The organism is Flavobacterium alvei, from assembly GCF_002920895.1.
In the GTDB taxonomy this organism is placed as follows: Bacteria; Bacteroidota; Bacteroidia; order Flavobacteriales; family Flavobacteriaceae; genus Flavobacterium; species Flavobacterium alvei.
Genome location: NZ_PQVG01000006.1, coordinates 57050 through 75374 on the forward strand (window position 1 = coordinate 57050; position 18325 = coordinate 75374).

The following is an 18325-nucleotide window of genomic DNA, read 5'->3' on the forward strand; positions in this document are numbered from 1 at the left end:
TAATTATGGCTAGTCTAAAATATTTATGGAATAACCGAGTTAAATTTCAACTGTTTAGCAAACCTTTTTTTATTAGTTGGGCCAAACGTTTGTTGACCTTTTCAGAATTAATTGAAAATAATAAAAGACGAAAAAAGCTTATTAATGATGGAGCAATAATATCAGAAACAGCCGAGATTGGAATTGTTAACATTAATGGGAAGAAAGATAATTTATCAATTGATGATTTTAGTACTTTAGGTAGGGTTGAGATTGCACTACACGATAAAGTGACTATTGGAAAATATGTTTGTATAAATGATGGAGTGATACTATTAAGTGCTTCTCACGATGTTTCTGATTCATTATGGCGACATAAAAAAGCACCAATTTCGATTGGAGATTATGCTTGGATAGCAACCAATGCCATCATTTTACCAGGAGTAAGTATTGGTAAGGGAGCAGTAGTAGGTGCAGGTGCAGTAGTGAGTAAAAATGTAAATGATTATTCAATAGTAACTGGAAATCCTGCAAGAGAAATTGAAAAAAAGAGAATTGACGTTTTGAATTATAATCCTTGTGAATTTCTTGCAACTAATAACGCATGGTTAAAATGATATTGTTTTCACATCCAACATTAAATGCAAACACTAAGGCATTGATTAATGGCTTATATAAAAATAAAATTTTATATAAATTATATACTTGTGTTGCTATTTTTCAAGGTCAATTATTACACAAGCTAGGGAATAATTCTAAGTTAAAAGATTTAAAAAGAAGAAGACTTGAAAAGACTTGGCAAACATTTACCCGATCCAACTCTTTTTTTGAATTTGGACGTATATTGGCTTCAAAGCTGAATATTGAATTTTTAATAAAACACGAAACAGGCTTTTTTTGTATTGATAAAGTTTATGAGAATCACGATAAATGGGTAGCTAATAATCTGGTTAAAGCTAAAAAAGAAGGGGTTACGGGGGTGTATGGATACGAAGATGGAGCATTAGCTACTTTTACAAAAGCAAAACAATTAGGCATTAATTGTATTTATGATTTACCTATTGGTTATTGGAAAAGTGCTCGTTTGTTAATGCAAAAAGAGTTTGATATCAATCCTGATTGGTCAAGTACGCTAACTGGTTTTAGTGATTCTAATGCAAAGTTGGATAAAAAAGATCAAGAATTAGCCTTGGCAGATGTCATTTTTGTTGCAAGTAGTTTTACTAAGAAAACATTGGAGGAGTATTCAGGTAAATTACCAGAAATAAAAGTCATACCCTACGGTTTTCCTGACAGTGTGATAAAAAAAGAATATCTACCATTAGTAAATCGAAAGCTTAAAGTATTATTTACAGGTGGTTTGTCTCAACGAAAAGGACTTTCATATTTATTTGAAGCAGTTGAAGGGTTACAAGATAAATTAGAATTAACAGTGGTGGGACACAAAGCGGTTCCTAATTGTAAAGTATTAAATCAAGCTTTAGAAAAACACCAATGGATTCCATCAATGTCACATGATCAAGTATTATCTTGTATGCGAGAACATGATGTTTTTGTTTTTCCTTCACTTTTTGAAGGTTTTGGTTTGGTGATTACTGAAGCAATGTCACAAGGAGTTCCTGTTATTACAACAGATCGTACGGCTGGACCTGATTTAATCAAAGATGGTGAGGATGGATGGATTGTACCAGCTGCCTCCTCAATTGCAATAAAACAAGTATTAACTAAAATACTTGAAAATCCAGAACTGGTGAAACAATTTGGGCTTGCGGCTCAAAGAAAGGCACAAACTAGGCCTTGGTCAGTTTATGGACAAGAAATGGCTGATGCACTTTCTTCAATTAAATTTTTATAATCAACCGAGTTAAATGAATATAACGGAAGAAAAAATTTTAAAACCCGCTACGGATAATTCTTTGAAAATAGCCATTTGGTTGTATCTTTTACTTTGGATTTTTGAAGGGGCTTTGCGTAAATGGATTTTACCTAGTTTGGCTACCCCATTATTAGTAGTACGTGATCCAATTGCTATTTATATAATAATTAGAGCTTTATATTTGAATTATAAATTTTTAAATACTTATACTGTTGCAGGGGTGATATTTACCTTATTTGGATTAGCAATTACTTTAACCTTTGGACATGGTAATCTTTTTGTAGGTCTTTATGGTGCTAGGATTATGTTGCTTCATTTCCCCTTGATTTTTATAATTGGGCAAGTTTTTACAAAAGAGGATGTGCTCAAAATGGGGAGATTTCTTTTAGTGATGAATATTTTGATGACCTTAGTGGTTTATTTTCAATATATAAGTCCCCAAACTGCTTTTATTAATATTGGAATTGGCGGAGAGGGGAGTGCGGGATTTTCTGGAGCAATGGGATATAGCAGACCACCTGGTACATTTTCATTTACTTCAGGTTTGGTCATTTTTTATGCAGCTGTTTCTGTTTTTGTTTTTTATTTTTGGTTGTCTAAAGATTATTGCTCTAAAATTTTATTATACACAAGTACAATAACTTTGATAATTGCTTTGCCTTTAACCATCAGCCGTGGTGCGGTAGTTGGAGTTCTTATTGTTGGTTTATTTGCAATAATTGCATCGGTTACTACTTTCAAAATGGTATTTAAGTTAGTTTTTATCGGTGTTGTTTTTTATTTTTTAATAATTATTTTACAGCAATATTCAACCATATTTAGCTTGAGTACAGAAGTGTTTATGCATCGTGTTGATGCGGCAAACAAATCTACTGCCGGAGGTGGATTTAAAGACTCTATTGGTTTAAGAATGCTAAACGATTTAATTGATCCCATTGTCAACCTATTTAAGCAACCTTTGTTCGTAGGAAATTTGGGTATGGGAACAAATGCTGGTGCTCAAATGTTATCTGGTAAAATAAAATTTCTTGTTGCAGAAGGCGAGTTTGGTCGTTTAGCAGGCGAACAAGGAATTGTTTTTGGTGGAGGACTAATCGTTTTGCGTATTTTTTTAGCCATTAGTATTGCGATTAAGTCTTTAAGATTACCAAAAGAAGAAAAAATCCTTCCTTTTATAATTTGTGGATCTGCTTGTGTGGCAATAATTCAGGGGCAATGGGCTCAGCCTAGTATTTTGGGTTACTCAATCATTATGGCAGGTTTGGTTATGGCTAGTTTAAAAAAAGATGAAATTCCACTTCAAAAAAATATTTTATGATTTCTAAAATAATTTTAATTGGTAATTATAAGCCTGATAAGCAATTTAGTATGTATATTTTTGAGGTGTTGATGGCGGAGGGATATGCGAAATCTAAATTTAAAGTAGATGTGATTCGTCCCAATGAAATATTTGGGAAGCTTGGTTTTATTAGCTCAAGTCTATTCAAATGGTTGGGGTATATTGATAAATTTCTTTTATTTCCGGTTAAACTTTTGTGCATTAGAAGTTTGAATTTTGTTTTATCTAGAAAAGTAGCCTACCATATTTGCGATCATTCCAATGCCTTTTATCTTCATTTTTTACCCAAATCAAAGACAATAATAACTTGTCATGATGTTTTAGCAATACGGGCTGGTCTTGGATTTACAGATACCTATTGCTCTGCAACAAAATCAGGTAGAGTTTTGCAAAAAATAATTTTAAATGCCTTGTCTGGAGCTAAAAAAATGGCAGCAGTTTCTAAATTTACATTAAATCAATTAAAAGGTATTGATACTAAGTCAGATAAAATCAAAAATTGGATATACATTCATAATGCTTTGTCTGAAAAATTCATTCCTTTGTTAAAAGATCAAATTCGAGCAGAGCTCAGTAAGTATCAACAGCTAATAGACAAAACAATTATATTGCATGTTGGTTCGGATTTGGAGCGCAAAAACAGAAAATTATTAATCAATATGATTTATGAGCTGCAAAACAATTGGGATGGAATTTTAGTTTTAGCTGGTGAAGCATTAAATGAGGATTTACTTGAATTAATTCAAACATTAAAAGTTTCAGATCGAGTTTTACAAATTAACAATCCTACTAATATAGAAATCATAGCATTATATTCTATGTGCGAAGCTATGATTTTTCCATCCTATTCAGAGGGATTTGGGTGGCCTATAATCGAAGCTCAAGCTTGTGGAGCACCTGTTATTACTAGTAATAAAGCTCCTATGATGAATGAAGTGGGTGGAAATGCAGCATTATATGCAGATCCAGACGATGCACACTCTTTTGCAAATCAATTTCTGAAACTGAAAGATAAAAAGTTTAGAAATGAAATCGTTAGACTAGGTTTTGAAAATGCAAAAAGGTTTGATTTTGATAATACGATTCAGCAATATATTGAATTAATAAATAAATAATTATGGTATTTTTAAAATTGATAACCGTTTTATTACCATGGCCATTAAAGCGATGGGTATTAATCCATTTTTTTAAATACGAAATTCATCCATCGGCTAGAATTGGGCTTTCTTGGATTTATCCAAAAAAATTGATTATGGATTTGAATTCGAGTATTGGACATTTTAATGTAGCTGTACATTTAGATCTTATATCAATTGGAAATCAATCTACAATAGCAAGAAGTAACTGGATTACAGGATTTCCTACTAATACTAATTCCAAGCATTTTTCTCATCAAAATGAGCGTAAATCAAGTTTAATTATCGGACAGCACTCTTCCATTACAAAAAAGCACCATATCGATTGTACCAATGTAATTCAAATTGGTAATTTTGTCACAATTGCAGGTTATTCGAGTCAATTATTGACACATTCCATTAATATCGAATTAAATATTCAAGATAGTCATCCTATAACCATTGGAGATTATTGCTTTGTTGGCACAGCATCAACTATTTTAGGAGGTGCAATTTTACCTCCTTATTGTGTACTTGGAGCCAGCTCATTATTAAATAAAGCCTTTACAATTCCTTACAGATTGTATGGTGGAAATCCAGCTCGAGAAATTAAAGAATTGTCAAAAGATTATAAATATTTTACTAGAGAAGTAGGCTTTGTTTTTTAAATATAAAACACAAAATAATAATTGATTAAAGAACTTAATAAAAAAATGAAAGTAATTCATTACATAGCCAGTATCGATAAAAGAGGTGGAGGAACAACAGAATATATGCGTTTGTTGAGTAAATCATTCAATAAGAATACCTCATTTAGTATCGCTACAGGAGTTTCTAAAGATCCAATATATATAGAAGAAATTCCTGTTAAGTTTTTTAATAATAGTTTGTTACATTGGTTTGCTTTACTTAAAGAATTTCGTGTTTTTCTTCAAAATGAAAGACCAGATATTGTTCATATTAATGGAATTTGGAGCCCTCAAAACTGGGGTTTTCAAAAAGTGGCTCAAGAATTAGCAATTAAAGTAATTGTTTCTCCTCACGGTATGTTGGAACCTTGGATTCTGGCTCATAACCCATTAAAAAAGAAAATAGCACTATTTTTATATCAAAAAAAAGCCATACAAAAATCAGTTTGTCTTCATGCAACCGCTAAAATGGAAGCAGAAAATATTAAAGCATTAGGTTTCAAAAATCCAATCTACATTATTCCAAATGGCATTGATTTAAATGATGTGAAAGGAATTAAAACTCATTATGGAACTAAGAAGATGGTGTTTCTGTCTCGAATTCATCCTAAAAAAGGAATTGAATTATTAGTCGATGCTTGGAGAAATTCTAATACCCTGGGTTGGACTCTTGAAATTGCTGGAAATGGAGATGAAGATTACATATCAAGTTTAACTCAAAGTGTTCAGGATTTAAATAATGTACATTTTGTTGGATCCAAATACGGTGAAGATAAATGGGATTTTTTAAGATCGGCGGATGTAATGGTGCTTCCCACATATAGTGAAAATTTTGGGATTGTTGTTGCCGAAGCTCTAGCAGTAGGAGTTCCTGTAATAACAACTCAAGGAACACCTTGGGAAGATTTAGAAGTACATCAATGTGGTTGGTGGATAAACTTATCGGTATTAAATTTACAAAAAATCATTGAAAAAGTAACCCATACATCGGTTGATGAATTGAAAAATATGGGAATTCAAGGAAGAAGGCTAGTTTCTGAAAAGTATGAAATGAAAGTGGTGGCAAAAGAAATAATCGATTTATATCAAAAAGTTCTTAATTAAAAATAACAACTAATATCTAATACATTGGACTTATCTACTTACAATCATTCCTTTAGTTTAAAAAATAAAATTTTAAGATTAGTATGGAATTGTATCCGTTTAATTTTATTTAGACCTTTTGCTTCTCGGCTGTTTAAAAAATGGCGTGTTTTAGTTTTAAAGTGTTTTGGAGCAAAAATAGATTGGTCTTCTCATATTTATGCCTCTGTAAAAATATGGGCTCCTTGGAATTTAGAAATAGGTAAAAATTCAAGTTTAGGACCTACAGTAGATTGTTACAATCAGGGTAGAATTAGTATTGGTGACAATACAGTAATTTCGCAAAAGACATATTTATGTGCATCGACTCATGATTATTCCCAAAAAGATTTTCCATTGATATTAAAACCAATTTCGATTGGAAATGGAGTTTGGATTGCCGCTGATGCTTTCATAGGTCCTGGAGTTAGTATTGAGAATAATGCAGTCATAGCAGCACGTGCTGTTGTCATCAAAAAGGTGGAAGAAAATACCGTAGTAGGAGGGAATCCTGCAAAAACTATTAAGCTAAATAGACAACTTGAATTATAAATTAATTTATTATAATCTAGTACTTTTTTACTTAAGAGAGTTTAATATAAATAATGGAAATTTGAATTAATCAAAATCAAAGGGTTTAATAAATAATTCTATAAGAATGAGTATTGAAAATAAATTTAGTATAATCATATTAACCTATAACGAAGAAGACACTTTACAAGGTTGTTTAGATTCTATAAAATGGTGTGATGATATAGTCGTAATAGATAGTTTTAGTAGTGATAATACTTGTGAAATTGCTAAAAAATCAGGAGCAAGGGTTTTTCAAAATAAATTTACAGACTTTGCTCAACAACGCAATTTTGCCAATGATACTATTGATTTTAAACACGAATGGGTTTTTCATTTAGATGCAGATGAACATTTTACCAATGAGTTGAGAGTAGAATGCAATAAAAGGATTGAAGCATATCAATTTGGAGCTTTTTTGGTACCTGCAAAAGAAATTCTTTGGGGTACCTGGTTAAAACATTCTGCTGGAACAGTTTATCAAATGCGTTTTCATAAACTTTCAGATGCTCGATTTGAACAATTTGGTCACGGACAAAGAGAATGTGATCTTAAAAAAGGTTTAGGAAAATTAAAAAACTCTTATGAACATTATTTTTTTAGCAAAGGATTGAATCAATGGATTGTCAAGCATTTGAAATATGCAGCTGAAGAAGCTGAAAATGAACAAAATGTATCTCTAAATAAAATACCTTTTGGTAAATTAATTACTGGTAAGTCATACGAAAAACGAAGAGTTTTAAAGGCTATTAGTTATAAAATGCCTTTACGTCCTTTATTGAAATTTTTTTATATGTATATATTTAAACTCGGTTTCTTAGATGGTAAAGTAGGATTTAGATTTTGTGTGATGAAAAGTATCTATGAGCAATTTATTATTTTAAAAAAGGTTGAAGCTAAATGGGATAAATAGTCTCATATTTGTACTAGATTTTTTAAAAACGTTTTCCAATAATAGGATTATGGCTATTTTATTAAACGGTGCTTAATTTAATTTTAGAATTAAAAAACACTGTCAAATTGAGACAGTATTAATATAAACAAAACAAAACATAATGAAAAGAGTATTAATAACCGGAGGAGCTGGATTTGTAGGTTCCCATTTGTGTAAAAGATTATTAAATGAAGGGAACGAAGTAATTTGTTTAGACAATTACTTTACAGGAGCCAAATCGAATATTGTCGAGCTATTAGACAATCCCTATTTCGAAATGGTACGACACGACATTACAGAATCTTATTATGCTGAGGTGGATGAGATTTATAATCTAGCTTGTCCCGCATCACCTGTTCATTACCAATATAATCCAATAAAAACGATAAAAACTTCTGTAATGGGGGCCATAAATGTTTTGGGATTAGCAAAACGCGTTAATGCTAAAGTATTACAAGCCAGTACGAGTGAAGTGTATGGTGATCCTTTAGTGCATCCACAACCTGAGACTTATTGGGGACATGTAAACCCAATAGGTATTCGCTCTTGTTATGATGAAGGAAAACGTTGTGCTGAGACTTTATTTATGGATTATCACAATCAAAATAATGTTGCCATCAAAATCATTCGTATTTTTAATACCTATGGCCCCAATATGAATCCAGCAGATGGAAGAGTAGTTTCTAATTTTATTGTGCAAGCTTTACAAGGAAAGGATATTACTATTTTTGGTGATGGTTTACAAACCCGCTCGTTTCAATATGTTGACGATTTAGTTGAAGGTATGATTCGAATGATGGGCTCTGAACCTTCATTTTTAGGTCCAGTAAATTTAGGAAATCCTAATGAATTTACTATGCTCGAATTGGCGCAAGCTGTTATTGAATTGACAGGTTCTAAATCAAAAATTATTCATTTAGATTTGCCTCAAGATGACCCCAAACAAAGACAACCAGATATTTCTTTAGCTAAAAATAAGCTCAATGGTTGGGAGCCTAAAATACAACTGAAAGAAGGTTTAATTACAACTATCAGCTATTTTGATGAACTATTATTAAATCAATAAAACTTTTCTTTTAACTTTTTTCATGATTTATTTTAAAAACTTCTTTCTCTTTTAATAGAGGAAGAAGTTTTTTTGTTAGAGCAAATTATATGTCAATTAAAGCACTAAATAAAAGGTAATTCTTTCAAGAAATTCTGCTTTTAAAACAGTCAAAAATGGTAATAAAAACAAGTTTTATGACTTGTAATTGATAATAAAAATACTACTCAAAATTTTCTAAAAACAGTCTTGTATTTATAAAAATATGCTATTTATCGATTATTATAGCTGTATATAGAGAATATATGTTTTAGTGATATATATTTCTTTTTTTTGTTCAGGAAATAGAATATTAACATAAATTCTAGCCAATTGAAACGAATAATTAATAATAAATATAAACTGTTTTTTAAATTTAATTAATATAAATAGTATAATTCATCTAACGGGTTTTAAATAATAATAATTATGAAAATAACTATAATTACTGTATGTTTTAATCGGAAAGCGACAATTGAAAAAGCCATTAAAAGTGTATTGAATCAAAATTATCAAGACATTGAATACATTATTGTTGATGGTAACTCTACAGATGGAACACAAGAAATTATTGAGTCCTATCGTGATAGGATTAGTCAATATATTTCGGAACCTGACAAAGGAATGTATGATGCTATAAACAAAGGACTCAAATTAGCAACGGGCGATGTTATTGGTTTGATGCATTCAGACGATGAATTTTATGATGTAAATGCTATTTCAAGAATTGCTGCTCGTTTCAATTACGATCCTAGTATAGAAGGTGTTTATGGTGATGGTGTTTATGTTACGAATGATAAGCAAGAACGCTTGGTTCGAGATAGAATAGGTGGTATTTTTAGTCTCAAAAAAGTTAAAGAAGGTTGGTTGCCATTGCATCCTACCGTTTATTTGAAAAAATCAGTAATTGATAAAAATGGTTTTTACAACCTTGATTTTAAAATAGCTTCAGATACAGAATTCTTGCTACGCTATTTGTACAAATATAAAATTAAGATGAGTTATATCAATGCTTACATTGTCAAAATGAGAATGGGTGGTATGAGTACTAATGCAAAACGTGCTTTTGAAGTTTTGCGTGAAGACTATAAAATTTATAAATTTCACGGACTAACAGCATTTATGGTAGTGTTTCTTAAAAAAACTATTGCTTTGAGACAGTATTTAGTTCAATTATAAAAGTATTTTTTTTGTCTAAATCAATTTTTATTTCAATAATAATTTATAAAAATTAAAATCCCCAATATAACCTACAATTAAAATGAAAAAAACTCTTCTTTCGATATTTTTATTGCTATTATTGTTGTTGCAATCTTGCACTACTAAGAAAAACATGTTGTATTTACAAGATATAGATAAGTATTCTAATTCTCAATTAAATTATGCAACAACTAAAATTCAACCTAACGATATCCTAAAAATAGATATTGGTGATTTAAATCCTACAGTAGCTGCTCCATTCAATCATAATGCAGCAACTTCAAATAATTCAGATGTAGAGATGATGAAATTATCTGGATATTTAGTTACGCCTCAAGGAAATATTACTATGCCAATTCTGAATGAAGTCAAAGTAGGCGGATTGACTCCAACAAGTGTGGAAGGGGTGATTAAACAGCGTTTAATTACTGAGGGGTATTTAGTTAGTCCAACAGTGCTTGTTAGAGTACTTAATAATAAATTTACCATTTTAGGAGAAGTGAATTCGCCTGGTGTAAAACCTTTTACAGAAGAGTCAATAAGTTTGCTTGATGCGCTAGGTTTGGCAGGAGATCTTACTTATTCAGCAATTAGAAAAGATATAAAATTAATTAGAGAAGTTGATGGAAAACGTTTGGTGTATCATATTGATTTGAGAACAGCTTCTTGGATGTCTAATCCAGAATATAGAATCAGACAAAATGATGTTATTGTTGTATCGCCTAATAAGTTAAAAGTAAATAGTGGAGGTCTAATCAAAGATCCTATTCAAGTATTAGGATTAACAGCTTCTATACTTGCACTCTTCTTACTTATTAAACAAAATTAACATAGATTGAATAAAATAATTTTTTTTAAGTATTTCAGGTAATTAAGCTTGAATTATACCTAGGAATAAAATTATATTTGAATAAATAAAAATAAGATGGATTTTAAAAAAGAATTTTTAAAGTATTTCCAATATTGGCCTTGGTTTTTAGCTAGTTTAATTATATCCATAGGAGCCGCATTTTATTATATAAAAACAGTACCATCAACATACCAAACTTCTGCTTTAATCTTGATTGATAAAAAACAAGAAGATAAAAACAAAATTATTACCATTAGTTCTGATCAAAAAGACAAAGAAGATAATTTAGAAGATGAAATTAGGCTTATCACATCCAACGATTTTTTATTGAAAGTTGTAAAGAGCACAAATCTAAATGTAAGATATTTTGAAAAGGTTGATAAATTAAAAGGTAAATATGTAAACGCAGTTCCTTTTATTTTGAATCCTACAGTTTCTGTTGATTCATTACCATTAATTTCTTATGATGTAAAAATAAATTCAGAAGGATTTACTTTAACTGATCCAAATACAGATATAAGTTATAGTTTTAGTGGATATGAAGGAAAACAAACTATAGATGGTTTGCCATTTACGATTCAATTATCAGATAAAGCAAAGAAGAATCCTTCTTTTTATTTCGAAAATGAATATATGGTAAGTCTTGAACCTACTGATATAGCTTTAAAAAACTTAAAATCATCACTTATAGTCTCATCTGATGAAAAGTCAAAAGGAACTATAGAATTGAATCATATTGGCACAAGCCCAGTTCGTTCAAGACAAATACTAAGCGACATTATCGTCTTGTTGGATAAAAATATTGTAATTAATAAGCAAAAATTATATATCAACACAGTAAATTATTTAAATGAAAGAATAAAGAATTTTAATAAAGAAAAAGATTCTATTCAAAGCTCTAAAGAAAAGTTTTTGCAAAAAAATGATATAGTGGCAATGGACAATTATATTGTCGAAAAAACCTCTGATAGAAGCTTGAAAAATGAGAGCTCAATGCTCAATGAAAAACAAATTTCACTAACAAATTTTGCAATTAATGATGTAAGAAATTCAAGTGCAACTTCAACTTTAGGTACAGATTACAAATTAGATGCACCTACAGTCAATCAAATGCTTATAAATTACAATTCAAGACTTTTAGAAAGTGAATTAGTGTTACAAAGAGCGGGAAAAAATAATCCGGCTTATACAGCTTTAATGACACAGTTGAAGGTTCAAAAACAAGAGATATTGAATACTTTAGAAGGGTATTTAAATTTTCTAAAACAAACCAATAGGATTAATAAAACAGAACAAAGCGTAGCAAATTCAAAAGCCAAAAGTATTCCAACAAAAGATAAAATATTGGGTAACATCAATAGTAATCTGCAATTGAAGGAAGAAACATATGTAGCATTATTGCAAAAAAGAGAGGAAGCCGTTTTAAATGGTGCAATTATAGAATCAAATTTAAAGACGCTAAATTCACCTGAAACAAACTATTCAGCAATATTTCCTCAGCCCAAATCATTTATGATAGGTGCCTTTTTGTTTGGTTTTCTAATCCCTTTTGGAATCTTTTATATTAATTTCCGATTGGATACTAAAATACACAACGAAGAAGACATTCAGAGTGTTGTTCCTAATGTGCCTATTTTGGGATTTATTCCTAAAATTAGTGATGACGAAAAATTAGACAACACAGCAAATTCACGTTCTTTGATAGCCGAGGCAACCCGCACCTTGTGTTCAAACATAACCTACCTGCTGCCTAGAAATAAAGAAAATAAAGGAAGTGTAATACTATTTACCTCCTCAATTCAAGGAGAAGGAAAATCATTTTGTGCTTTTCATAATGCAATAACAATTAGTAACCTTAATAAAAAAGTTTTGCTAATTGGGGTTGATTTAAGAAATCCACAATTGCATGAATATTTTAATATTGATAGAAATGTTTTAGGGTTAACAAATTATTTGTCTAATAAAAGTGATGATTGGAAAGAATTCTTGCAAAAAGATACTAATTTTTCAAATAATCTGGATGTTCTATTCTCAGGAGAAATTCCTCCCAATCCGACTCAATTATTGACTAATTCAAATTTTGAATCATTAATTGAAGAAGCGAGAAATCTTTATGATTATATAATTTTAGACACAGCTCCGGTGCAAATGGTTTCTGATACGCTCAATTTCAGTTATTTGGCTGATGTAACTGCATTTGTTTTGAAATATGATTATTCAGAAAAGAACACTTTAGCCAATATTAATAGTTTTATTAAAAAAGAACAATTAAAAAATATTGGTATTATTATCAACGGTGTAAATATGAAAACAGCCCACGGATATGGTTATGGACGAAATTACAGTTATCAGTATCAAGAAGCAAAAGTCAAGAAGCCTTGGTATAAAAAAATACTGAGCAAATAATTTTTCATTCATAAACTTATTTCAAGCAGTATAAAAAGTAGCATCAATTATTAAATAGTATAAAATGTCTAATAAAATTGTTTTAGTACTATTGTTCGTAGTTGTTGGTTTAGTATTTTATTTTTCTTGGTTGCCTGATTCTAGTTTTAAGAATCAAATTTTCATACCAAAATGGCTTTTAGATTGGAGTAATGAGAATTACAATTTGCGCACTGCAATCCCTTTTATAGCTGTAGGTTGGTTATTAGAAGTTTATACACAACATAGAAATGCATTTAAAATAAAACATAATAAAAATAAAAATTTCATCCAGAATATTGGTATAGCAACAATAATTGTTTGTATGGCCGAAGGAGGACAATTTTTAATTCAAAAAAGGAATCCAGATTTAATGGATGTTCTTTATGGAGTTCTAGGAAGTAGCATAGGTTCATTAGTCTATAATTTATTTAAAAGATTGAGAAATGCGTAATAGACATAAATTTGCCTTCATAATTTGCTGTGCAATTGCAGATATGATAGCAATGGTATTAGGTACTATACTATTTTTGAATTTTACAACAACTGAGGCAGTAGGGTGGAACCTAATGTTTCTTGATAAAATGATTCCTATTACAATTTTAAGTTGGTTATTTTCGGTTACCTATTTTCAATTGTATCGAGTAGATGTTCTTTTTAGTTTAGATTTTTTTTATCGAAATAGTTGGCGAGCATTCTTTACACAAAGAATTATATGGTATGGCTATATTTATGTTTTTCAGGACGATGTACTATATTTTTTTGGGACTAAAGCCAATTTGTTTCAATTGAGTTTTTTGCTGTTCTATTTTTTGATATCCAGAATTTTGTTTACAGTAGTGATAAATAAAATTAAAGGTTGGGTATTTAAACAATATACAGTAGCAATTTGGGGGTTTAATAAAACGAGTATCGAATTAGCATCACATTTAGAAGCAAATTCATTTTTTATTGACTTTATAGGAATTATTAACGAAAATTCAACTGTAAATTATACAAACAATGAAGATTTTAGTATAGCATTGACAGAAGCTATTCATAAGGCTTCAAACGAGAATGTAAATGAATTGTATATTGTATCAAAACCTGATTATATTTCTGATTTAAATTATTTTTTTGAGCTTGGCGACAAACATTGTATGCGTTTGAAATTTATTCCTGATTTCTCTTTAATTTCAAAAAAGCATTTTTGCTCTAGCCATCTAGATAATTTTCATGTAATAATGCCCCGTTTTGAGCCATTGCAAAATGCTTATAATAGGTTAATAAAGAGGATATTTGATCTTGTTTTTAGCAGTTTGGTTATTGTTTTTATCCTGTCTTGGCTTTATCCTTTATTAGCCATTATCATTAAGAAACAAAGCAAAGGACCTGTTTTATTCAAACAAATGCGGACAGGTAAAAAAAATGAGCCTTTTTGTTGTTATAAATTTCGAAGTATGTATATAAATGTTGGCGATGAAAGTCAACAAGCTAAAAAAGGAGATGCACGGGTCACACCAATTGGGAAATTCCTACGGCGAACTAGTTTGGATGAAATGCCTCAATTTTTTAATGTATTTATGGGAAATATGAGTGTTGTAGGGCCACGACCTCATATGATCAAACATACATCAGACTATAATGACCACATTCATAATTTTATGGTTCGTCATTTTGTCAAGCCTGGAATTACTGGTCTGGCTCAAGTTTCGGGATTTAGGGGAGAAACTAAAAGAGTTTCTGATATGATACGACGCGTCAATAAGGACATCGAATATGTTCAGCGTTGGAGTTTAATTACTGATGTTAAAATTTGTTTTTTAACAATTATTGTAACCTTGAAAGGAGATGAAAATGCTTTTTAATTTTAAAAATATATAATTATGGATCTTACTTATTACTTTATTGGTTTACTCACAGGAGTTTCCGTGAGCACCTTTTTTATCGGTAAAGAATTGTATAAATATTACACTAAATATACAATTCAAAAAAAACAATTGGATAGAATTTTGAAATTGAATGACAATATTAAAAGACTTAAAAATTTGCAAACTATTGATGCTTCAAATTTAAGTGCAGTTTAGAATTGTTTTCTATTTTGAAGTTGTTCTTTGACTACATTTGGATTAAAAATTCCATTAAGCCTGTTCTTTTCATGGAGTAAAACAGTTGAAATTTTGTTTTTAGTTCAGACTAAATGTTCTTTATCAAATCACCCTAAAAATAGACTGCCCCCAAAAAGTTAGACACTATTTGGGAGCAGTTTAATAAATGTCAACGGTTTTTTTGCAGAAACGACAATGTTATTAGTAACTATTTTACTTTAACAACTACTTTCCCTTTGGTACGTCCCGATTCTACATAAGTCATAGCATCGTTGGTTTTCTCAAATGGAAAAACTTTATCGATAATAGGTTTTATAACACCTGATTCTATTAATTGGGTAATTTGTTGTAATTGGCTTCCTTGGGCTCTCATAAACAAAAAGTTAAAATTCACACCTAACTTTTTGGCTTTTCGTCTTACCGATCCACTCAATAGTCCCATCAGTATTCTAAAAGGCCAGGCTAACCCAATTTCTTTTGCAAATTCTGGAGTAGGAGGTCCAGTCAAAGAAACAAGTGTACCTCCTGGTTTTAAAATTTTTAACGAATTTTCCAGGATTTTTGCTTCTCTGTTGCTATGCAATACCATATCATAATCTTTTAAGATAGTAGCGAAATCTTGTGTTTTGTAATCAATTATCAAATCGGCACCGAGGCTTTTGACCAAAGCCGTATTTGCCGAACTGGTTGTAGTGGCAACAAAAGCCCCCAAATGTTTGGCTAACTGAATGGCAAAAGTACCCACGCCTCCAGAACCCGCTTGAATGAACACTTTTTGCCCTTTTTTCAGGTTCGCAATTTCAACAAGAGCCTGCCAAGAAGTAAGCCCAACTAAAGGAATAGAAGCGGCTTCTTCCATTGAAATGTTTTTAGGTTTTAATGCCAAATCGGTTTCATTTACGGCAATCTGTTCTGCAAATGTCCCTATTCTGTGGTCGCCAACTCTGGAATAGACTTCGTCTCCAACTTTATATTTCTTTACACCTGAACCGACTTTTATAACAGTTCCAGCCATATCGTGACCGTTTATAAAAGGGGCTTTGTAGGGCAAAAATATTTTAAATTCGCCATTTCTAATAAGAGAATCCAATAAATTCAAACCAGCACTATGAATTTGAACCAAAACCTGATTTTCGTTTACTGTTGGAGTATTTACATCTGTTAAATGCAATTTTTCTTTTTTGCTGTATTTTTTTACTATGAATGCTTTCATTTTGTTGTTTTTAAATTGTTGTTGGAAATTTATTTATTTAAAAAAGCTAAGGCACTTTTTACAAACTCTTCGTGATTCTGAAATATGCCTCCGTGTCCTGAATCTTTATAAACAATCAATTCAGAATTCGAAATACGTTTTGCTAAATCATACGTGTTACTACTAGGTACCATTTTGTCATTATCACCATTGGCAATTAAAACAGGCTGTTTAATTACGGATAAATCTTGTGGCTTTTGTTGTCCCCAAGCCTTTATGGCGTCCAATTGATTGCCAAACGAACCCAATCTGATTTTTTTGTCGCGGTTTTCTTTACGTTCTTTGATGCGTTTCAAAAAAGCTTTGGCTGCTGCTTTTCCATTGGAGTTTTGATTAAAAAACAGATAAAATTTAGGGTCTCTAAAAGTTAAATATCCTTTTAGCATATCTTTATAAGTTATAGGGGTAACTTTATCAATACCAATTCCGCCTGCAGGACCTGTTCCGGTCATAATCATTTTGCGAACCAATTGAGGCTGTTGAAGCACAATTTCCTGAGCCACAAAAGCCCCCATTGAAAATCCCATCAGATCCACTTTCTCATAACCTAAAGCTTTTATGAAACTAATGGCATCTTTTGCCATTTCGGCAATAGTTTTTGGCGTTGTCCCCTTAGTTGCACCAATGCCTCTATTATCAAATGGAATTATTTGATGTCTTGTTGCCATACCATCCATAATTCTTGGATCGCAGTTATCTAAAGTAGCACCTAGGTGATTTAAGAAAATGACAGGAATTCCATCATTACTTGCTCCAAGTTTTCTATAATAAAATAGAGTTCCATCTACGTTTATAGATTCTGTTTTTACATTTTGAAAAGCCATGATTTCAGAATTTTTAATTTGTGAGAAAACATTAGTAAATACTAAAAGACACACTACTAATATAATGCTAATTTTTTTCATTCTATTTATTTAATTGTTTCAGCACATTTTTTTCTAATAAGCCATAAGCAAAATGTTGTAGATTTATTAAGGCTGTGGTACCTTTACCAACAATATTTCTAAATTTAGGTTGATCCGTTTGCACCACTTTAAGCACTTTTTCTGCAACTATAATTGGGTCTTCGGCACTTTTAACCAATTCATTTGTGAATTTTTCTATTTTACTTCTCAAAGAATTGTAATCTTGAATTTTATTTAAAGTAGAAGTTGAATTGTCTAAAATACTTGTTTTAAAAGCAGCAGGCTCAATCATTGCTACGCTGATATTAAACTCATTCAATTCATAACGTAATGATTTGAAATAACCTTCCAAGGCGTGTTTTGATGCGGCATAGTAAGCGGAATTAGGAAAAGATACTAATCCTATAATAGAACCTACGGTGATTATTTTACCGGATTTTTGTTTTCTTAAATGGGGCAATACAGCGTTGGTTACTTTGATGGTTCCCCAAAAATTAGTTTCCAATTGTTGTCTTCCCAACTCAATAGGAACTTCCTCTGCAATACCTGACACTAAAAAACCTGCATTATTAATTAGGATATCCAATTTGCCTATTTCTTTAAATAGCCTTTCTGAAAACGAGTTTATTGATTGCTCTGAATCAAGATCCAATGCTATCATTTTAAATGGTACAGTTGCTCCATACTTTTCAGGGTTTCTGCTGGTACCAATTACATTGTAACCACTTTGATGTAACTTGTTTGCGATTAACAAACCAAAACCTGATGAGGCACCTGTTACTAAAATATTTTTCTTCATTTTAATTGTTTTTAAAAATTAATCTATACTTTTGCTTGCATATCGCAAGTGCAAATATATAAATTACTTTCAATATGCAAGTGGTTTTTAAAAATAATTT

General features: G+C 30.7%; 18 protein-coding genes. 15 read left to right on the forward strand and 3 right to left on the reverse strand.

The features are described 5' to 3' along the window. Positions 1 to 5 precede the first annotated feature (5 nt). From C3L50_RS16590 to C3L50_RS11175, 15 genes are all read left to right on the forward strand, one after another. Positions 6 to 596 carry an acyltransferase gene (locus C3L50_RS16590; protein WP_103806258.1) on the forward strand — a complete coding sequence of 197 codons (591 nt, stop codon included), beginning with the start codon at positions 6 to 8 and terminating at the stop codon, positions 594 to 596. Further along, positions 593 to 1834 (forward strand): glycosyltransferase family 4 protein, encoded by a 1242-nt coding sequence (locus C3L50_RS11110; RefSeq protein ID WP_207764325.1) that lies wholly within the window; start codon positions 593 to 595, stop codon positions 1832 to 1834. The genes C3L50_RS16590 and C3L50_RS11110 overlap by 4 nt, the downstream gene beginning before the upstream one ends. 13 nt (positions 1835 to 1847) lie before the next feature. After that, on the forward strand, positions 1848 to 3173 hold the full coding sequence (locus tag C3L50_RS11115; protein WP_103806260.1) for a hypothetical protein: 1326 nt from the start codon (positions 1848 to 1850) through the stop codon (positions 3171 to 3173). Then, positions 3170 to 4309, forward strand: coding sequence for a glycosyltransferase family 4 protein (locus tag C3L50_RS11120; RefSeq protein ID WP_103806261.1), 1140 nt, complete (start codon positions 3170 to 3172; stop codon positions 4307 to 4309). The genes C3L50_RS11115 and C3L50_RS11120 overlap by 4 nt, the downstream gene beginning before the upstream one ends. A gap of 2 nt (positions 4310 to 4311) precedes the next feature. Next, positions 4312 to 4977, forward strand: coding sequence for an acyltransferase (locus C3L50_RS11125; RefSeq protein ID WP_207764326.1), 666 nt, complete (start codon positions 4312 to 4314; stop codon positions 4975 to 4977). 45 nt (positions 4978 to 5022) lie between these two features. Then, positions 5023 to 6102 carry a glycosyltransferase gene (locus C3L50_RS11130; RefSeq protein ID WP_133158878.1) on the forward strand — a complete coding sequence of 360 codons (1080 nt, stop codon included), beginning with the start codon at positions 5023 to 5025 and terminating at the stop codon, positions 6100 to 6102. 24 nt (positions 6103 to 6126) lie between these two features. Further along, a complete protein-coding gene (locus C3L50_RS16595) occupies positions 6127 to 6672 on the forward strand; it encodes an LbetaH domain-containing protein (protein ID WP_317044961.1) in 546 nt (181 codons plus the stop codon). Positions 6673 to 6778: 106 nt separating this feature from the next. Next, positions 6779 to 7603 carry a glycosyltransferase family 2 protein gene (locus tag C3L50_RS11140; RefSeq protein WP_103806265.1) on the forward strand — a complete coding sequence of 275 codons (825 nt, stop codon included), beginning with the start codon at positions 6779 to 6781 and terminating at the stop codon, positions 7601 to 7603. Positions 7604 to 7745: 142 nt separating this feature from the next. Continuing rightward, entirely contained in the window at positions 7746 to 8690 is a 945-nt protein-coding gene (locus C3L50_RS11145) for a UDP-glucuronic acid decarboxylase family protein (RefSeq protein ID WP_103806266.1), read from the forward strand. A 447-nt stretch (positions 8691 to 9137) separates the two neighbouring features. Beyond that, the gene (locus C3L50_RS11150) at positions 9138 to 9887 is read left to right on the forward strand and encodes a glycosyltransferase family 2 protein (RefSeq protein WP_103806267.1); all 750 of its coding nucleotides are present in this window, start codon (positions 9138 to 9140) and stop codon (positions 9885 to 9887) included. Positions 9888 to 9969: 82 nt separating this feature from the next. Further along, entirely contained in the window at positions 9970 to 10737 is a 768-nt protein-coding gene (locus C3L50_RS11155) for a polysaccharide biosynthesis/export family protein (protein WP_103806268.1), read from the forward strand. 96 nt (positions 10738 to 10833) lie between these two features. Further along, positions 10834 to 13164 (forward strand): GumC family protein, encoded by a 2331-nt coding sequence (locus C3L50_RS11160; RefSeq protein WP_103806269.1) that lies wholly within the window; start codon positions 10834 to 10836, stop codon positions 13162 to 13164. 64 nt (positions 13165 to 13228) lie between these two features. After that, a complete protein-coding gene (locus tag C3L50_RS11165; RefSeq protein WP_103806270.1) occupies positions 13229 to 13636 on the forward strand; it encodes a VanZ family protein in 408 nt (135 codons plus the stop codon). Beyond that, positions 13629 to 15029: an exopolysaccharide biosynthesis polyprenyl glycosylphosphotransferase gene (locus C3L50_RS11170; protein WP_133158879.1), complete on the forward strand. Its 1401-nt coding sequence runs from the start codon at positions 13629 to 13631 to the stop codon at positions 15027 to 15029. Before C3L50_RS11165 ends, C3L50_RS11170 begins: the two co-directional genes overlap by 8 nt. Before the next feature lie 18 nt (positions 15030 to 15047). Next, complete coding sequence (locus C3L50_RS11175) at positions 15048 to 15248, forward strand: hypothetical protein (protein WP_103806271.1); 201 nt, start codon at positions 15048 to 15050, stop codon at positions 15246 to 15248. A 229-nt stretch (positions 15249 to 15477) separates the two neighbouring features. On the opposite strand, the gene C3L50_RS11180 is transcribed toward C3L50_RS11175, so the two are convergent. The 3 genes from C3L50_RS11180 to C3L50_RS11190 are packed head-to-tail and all read right to left on the reverse strand — an operon-like array spanning position 15478 to position 18225. Continuing rightward, positions 15478 to 16482, reverse strand: coding sequence for an NADP-dependent oxidoreductase (locus C3L50_RS11180; protein ID WP_103806272.1), 1005 nt, complete (start codon positions 16480 to 16482; stop codon positions 15478 to 15480). 29 nt (positions 16483 to 16511) lie between these two features. Further along, complete coding sequence (locus tag C3L50_RS11185) at positions 16512 to 17426, reverse strand: alpha/beta fold hydrolase (protein WP_103806273.1); 915 nt, start codon at positions 17424 to 17426, stop codon at positions 16512 to 16514. A 1-nt stretch (position 17427) separates the two neighbouring features. Next, positions 17428 to 18225, reverse strand: a complete 798-nt coding sequence (locus C3L50_RS11190) for an SDR family NAD(P)-dependent oxidoreductase (RefSeq protein WP_103806274.1) — start codon at positions 18223 to 18225, stop codon at positions 17428 to 17430. Positions 18226 to 18325 lie beyond the last annotated feature (100 nt).

Coding starts and splice junctions, on each gene's coding strand:
- C3L50_RS16590 (WP_103806258.1), top strand. CDS start 6: ATGGCTAGTCTAAAATATTTATGGAATAACCGAGTTAAATTTCAACTG.
- C3L50_RS11110 (WP_207764325.1), top strand. CDS start 593: ATGATATTGTTTTCACATCCAACATTAAATGCAAACACTAAGGCATTG.
- C3L50_RS11115 (WP_103806260.1), top strand. CDS start 1,848: ATGAATATAACGGAAGAAAAAATTTTAAAACCCGCTACGGATAATTCT.
- C3L50_RS11120 (WP_103806261.1), top strand. CDS start 3,170: ATGATTTCTAAAATAATTTTAATTGGTAATTATAAGCCTGATAAGCAA.
- C3L50_RS11125 (WP_207764326.1), top strand. CDS start 4,312: ATGGTATTTTTAAAATTGATAACCGTTTTATTACCATGGCCATTAAAG.
- C3L50_RS11130 (WP_133158878.1), top strand. CDS start 5,023: ATGAAAGTAATTCATTACATAGCCAGTATCGATAAAAGAGGTGGAGGA.
- C3L50_RS11140 (WP_103806265.1), top strand. CDS start 6,779: ATGAGTATTGAAAATAAATTTAGTATAATCATATTAACCTATAACGAA.
- C3L50_RS11145 (WP_103806266.1), top strand. CDS start 7,746: ATGAAAAGAGTATTAATAACCGGAGGAGCTGGATTTGTAGGTTCCCAT.
- C3L50_RS11150 (WP_103806267.1), top strand. CDS start 9,138: ATGAAAATAACTATAATTACTGTATGTTTTAATCGGAAAGCGACAATT.
- C3L50_RS11155 (WP_103806268.1), top strand. CDS start 9,970: ATGAAAAAAACTCTTCTTTCGATATTTTTATTGCTATTATTGTTGTTG.
- C3L50_RS11160 (WP_103806269.1), top strand. CDS start 10,834: ATGGATTTTAAAAAAGAATTTTTAAAGTATTTCCAATATTGGCCTTGG.
- C3L50_RS11165 (WP_103806270.1), top strand. CDS start 13,229: ATGTCTAATAAAATTGTTTTAGTACTATTGTTCGTAGTTGTTGGTTTA.
- C3L50_RS11170 (WP_133158879.1), top strand. CDS start 13,629: ATGCGTAATAGACATAAATTTGCCTTCATAATTTGCTGTGCAATTGCA.
- C3L50_RS11175 (WP_103806271.1), top strand. CDS start 15,048: ATGGATCTTACTTATTACTTTATTGGTTTACTCACAGGAGTTTCCGTG.
- C3L50_RS11180 (WP_103806272.1), bottom strand. CDS start 16,482: ATGAAAGCATTCATAGTAAAAAAATACAGCAAAAAAGAAAAATTGCAT.
- C3L50_RS11185 (WP_103806273.1), bottom strand. CDS start 17,426: ATGAAAAAAATTAGCATTATATTAGTAGTGTGTCTTTTAGTATTTACT.
- C3L50_RS11190 (WP_103806274.1), bottom strand. CDS start 18,225: ATGAAGAAAAATATTTTAGTAACAGGTGCCTCATCAGGTTTTGGTTTG.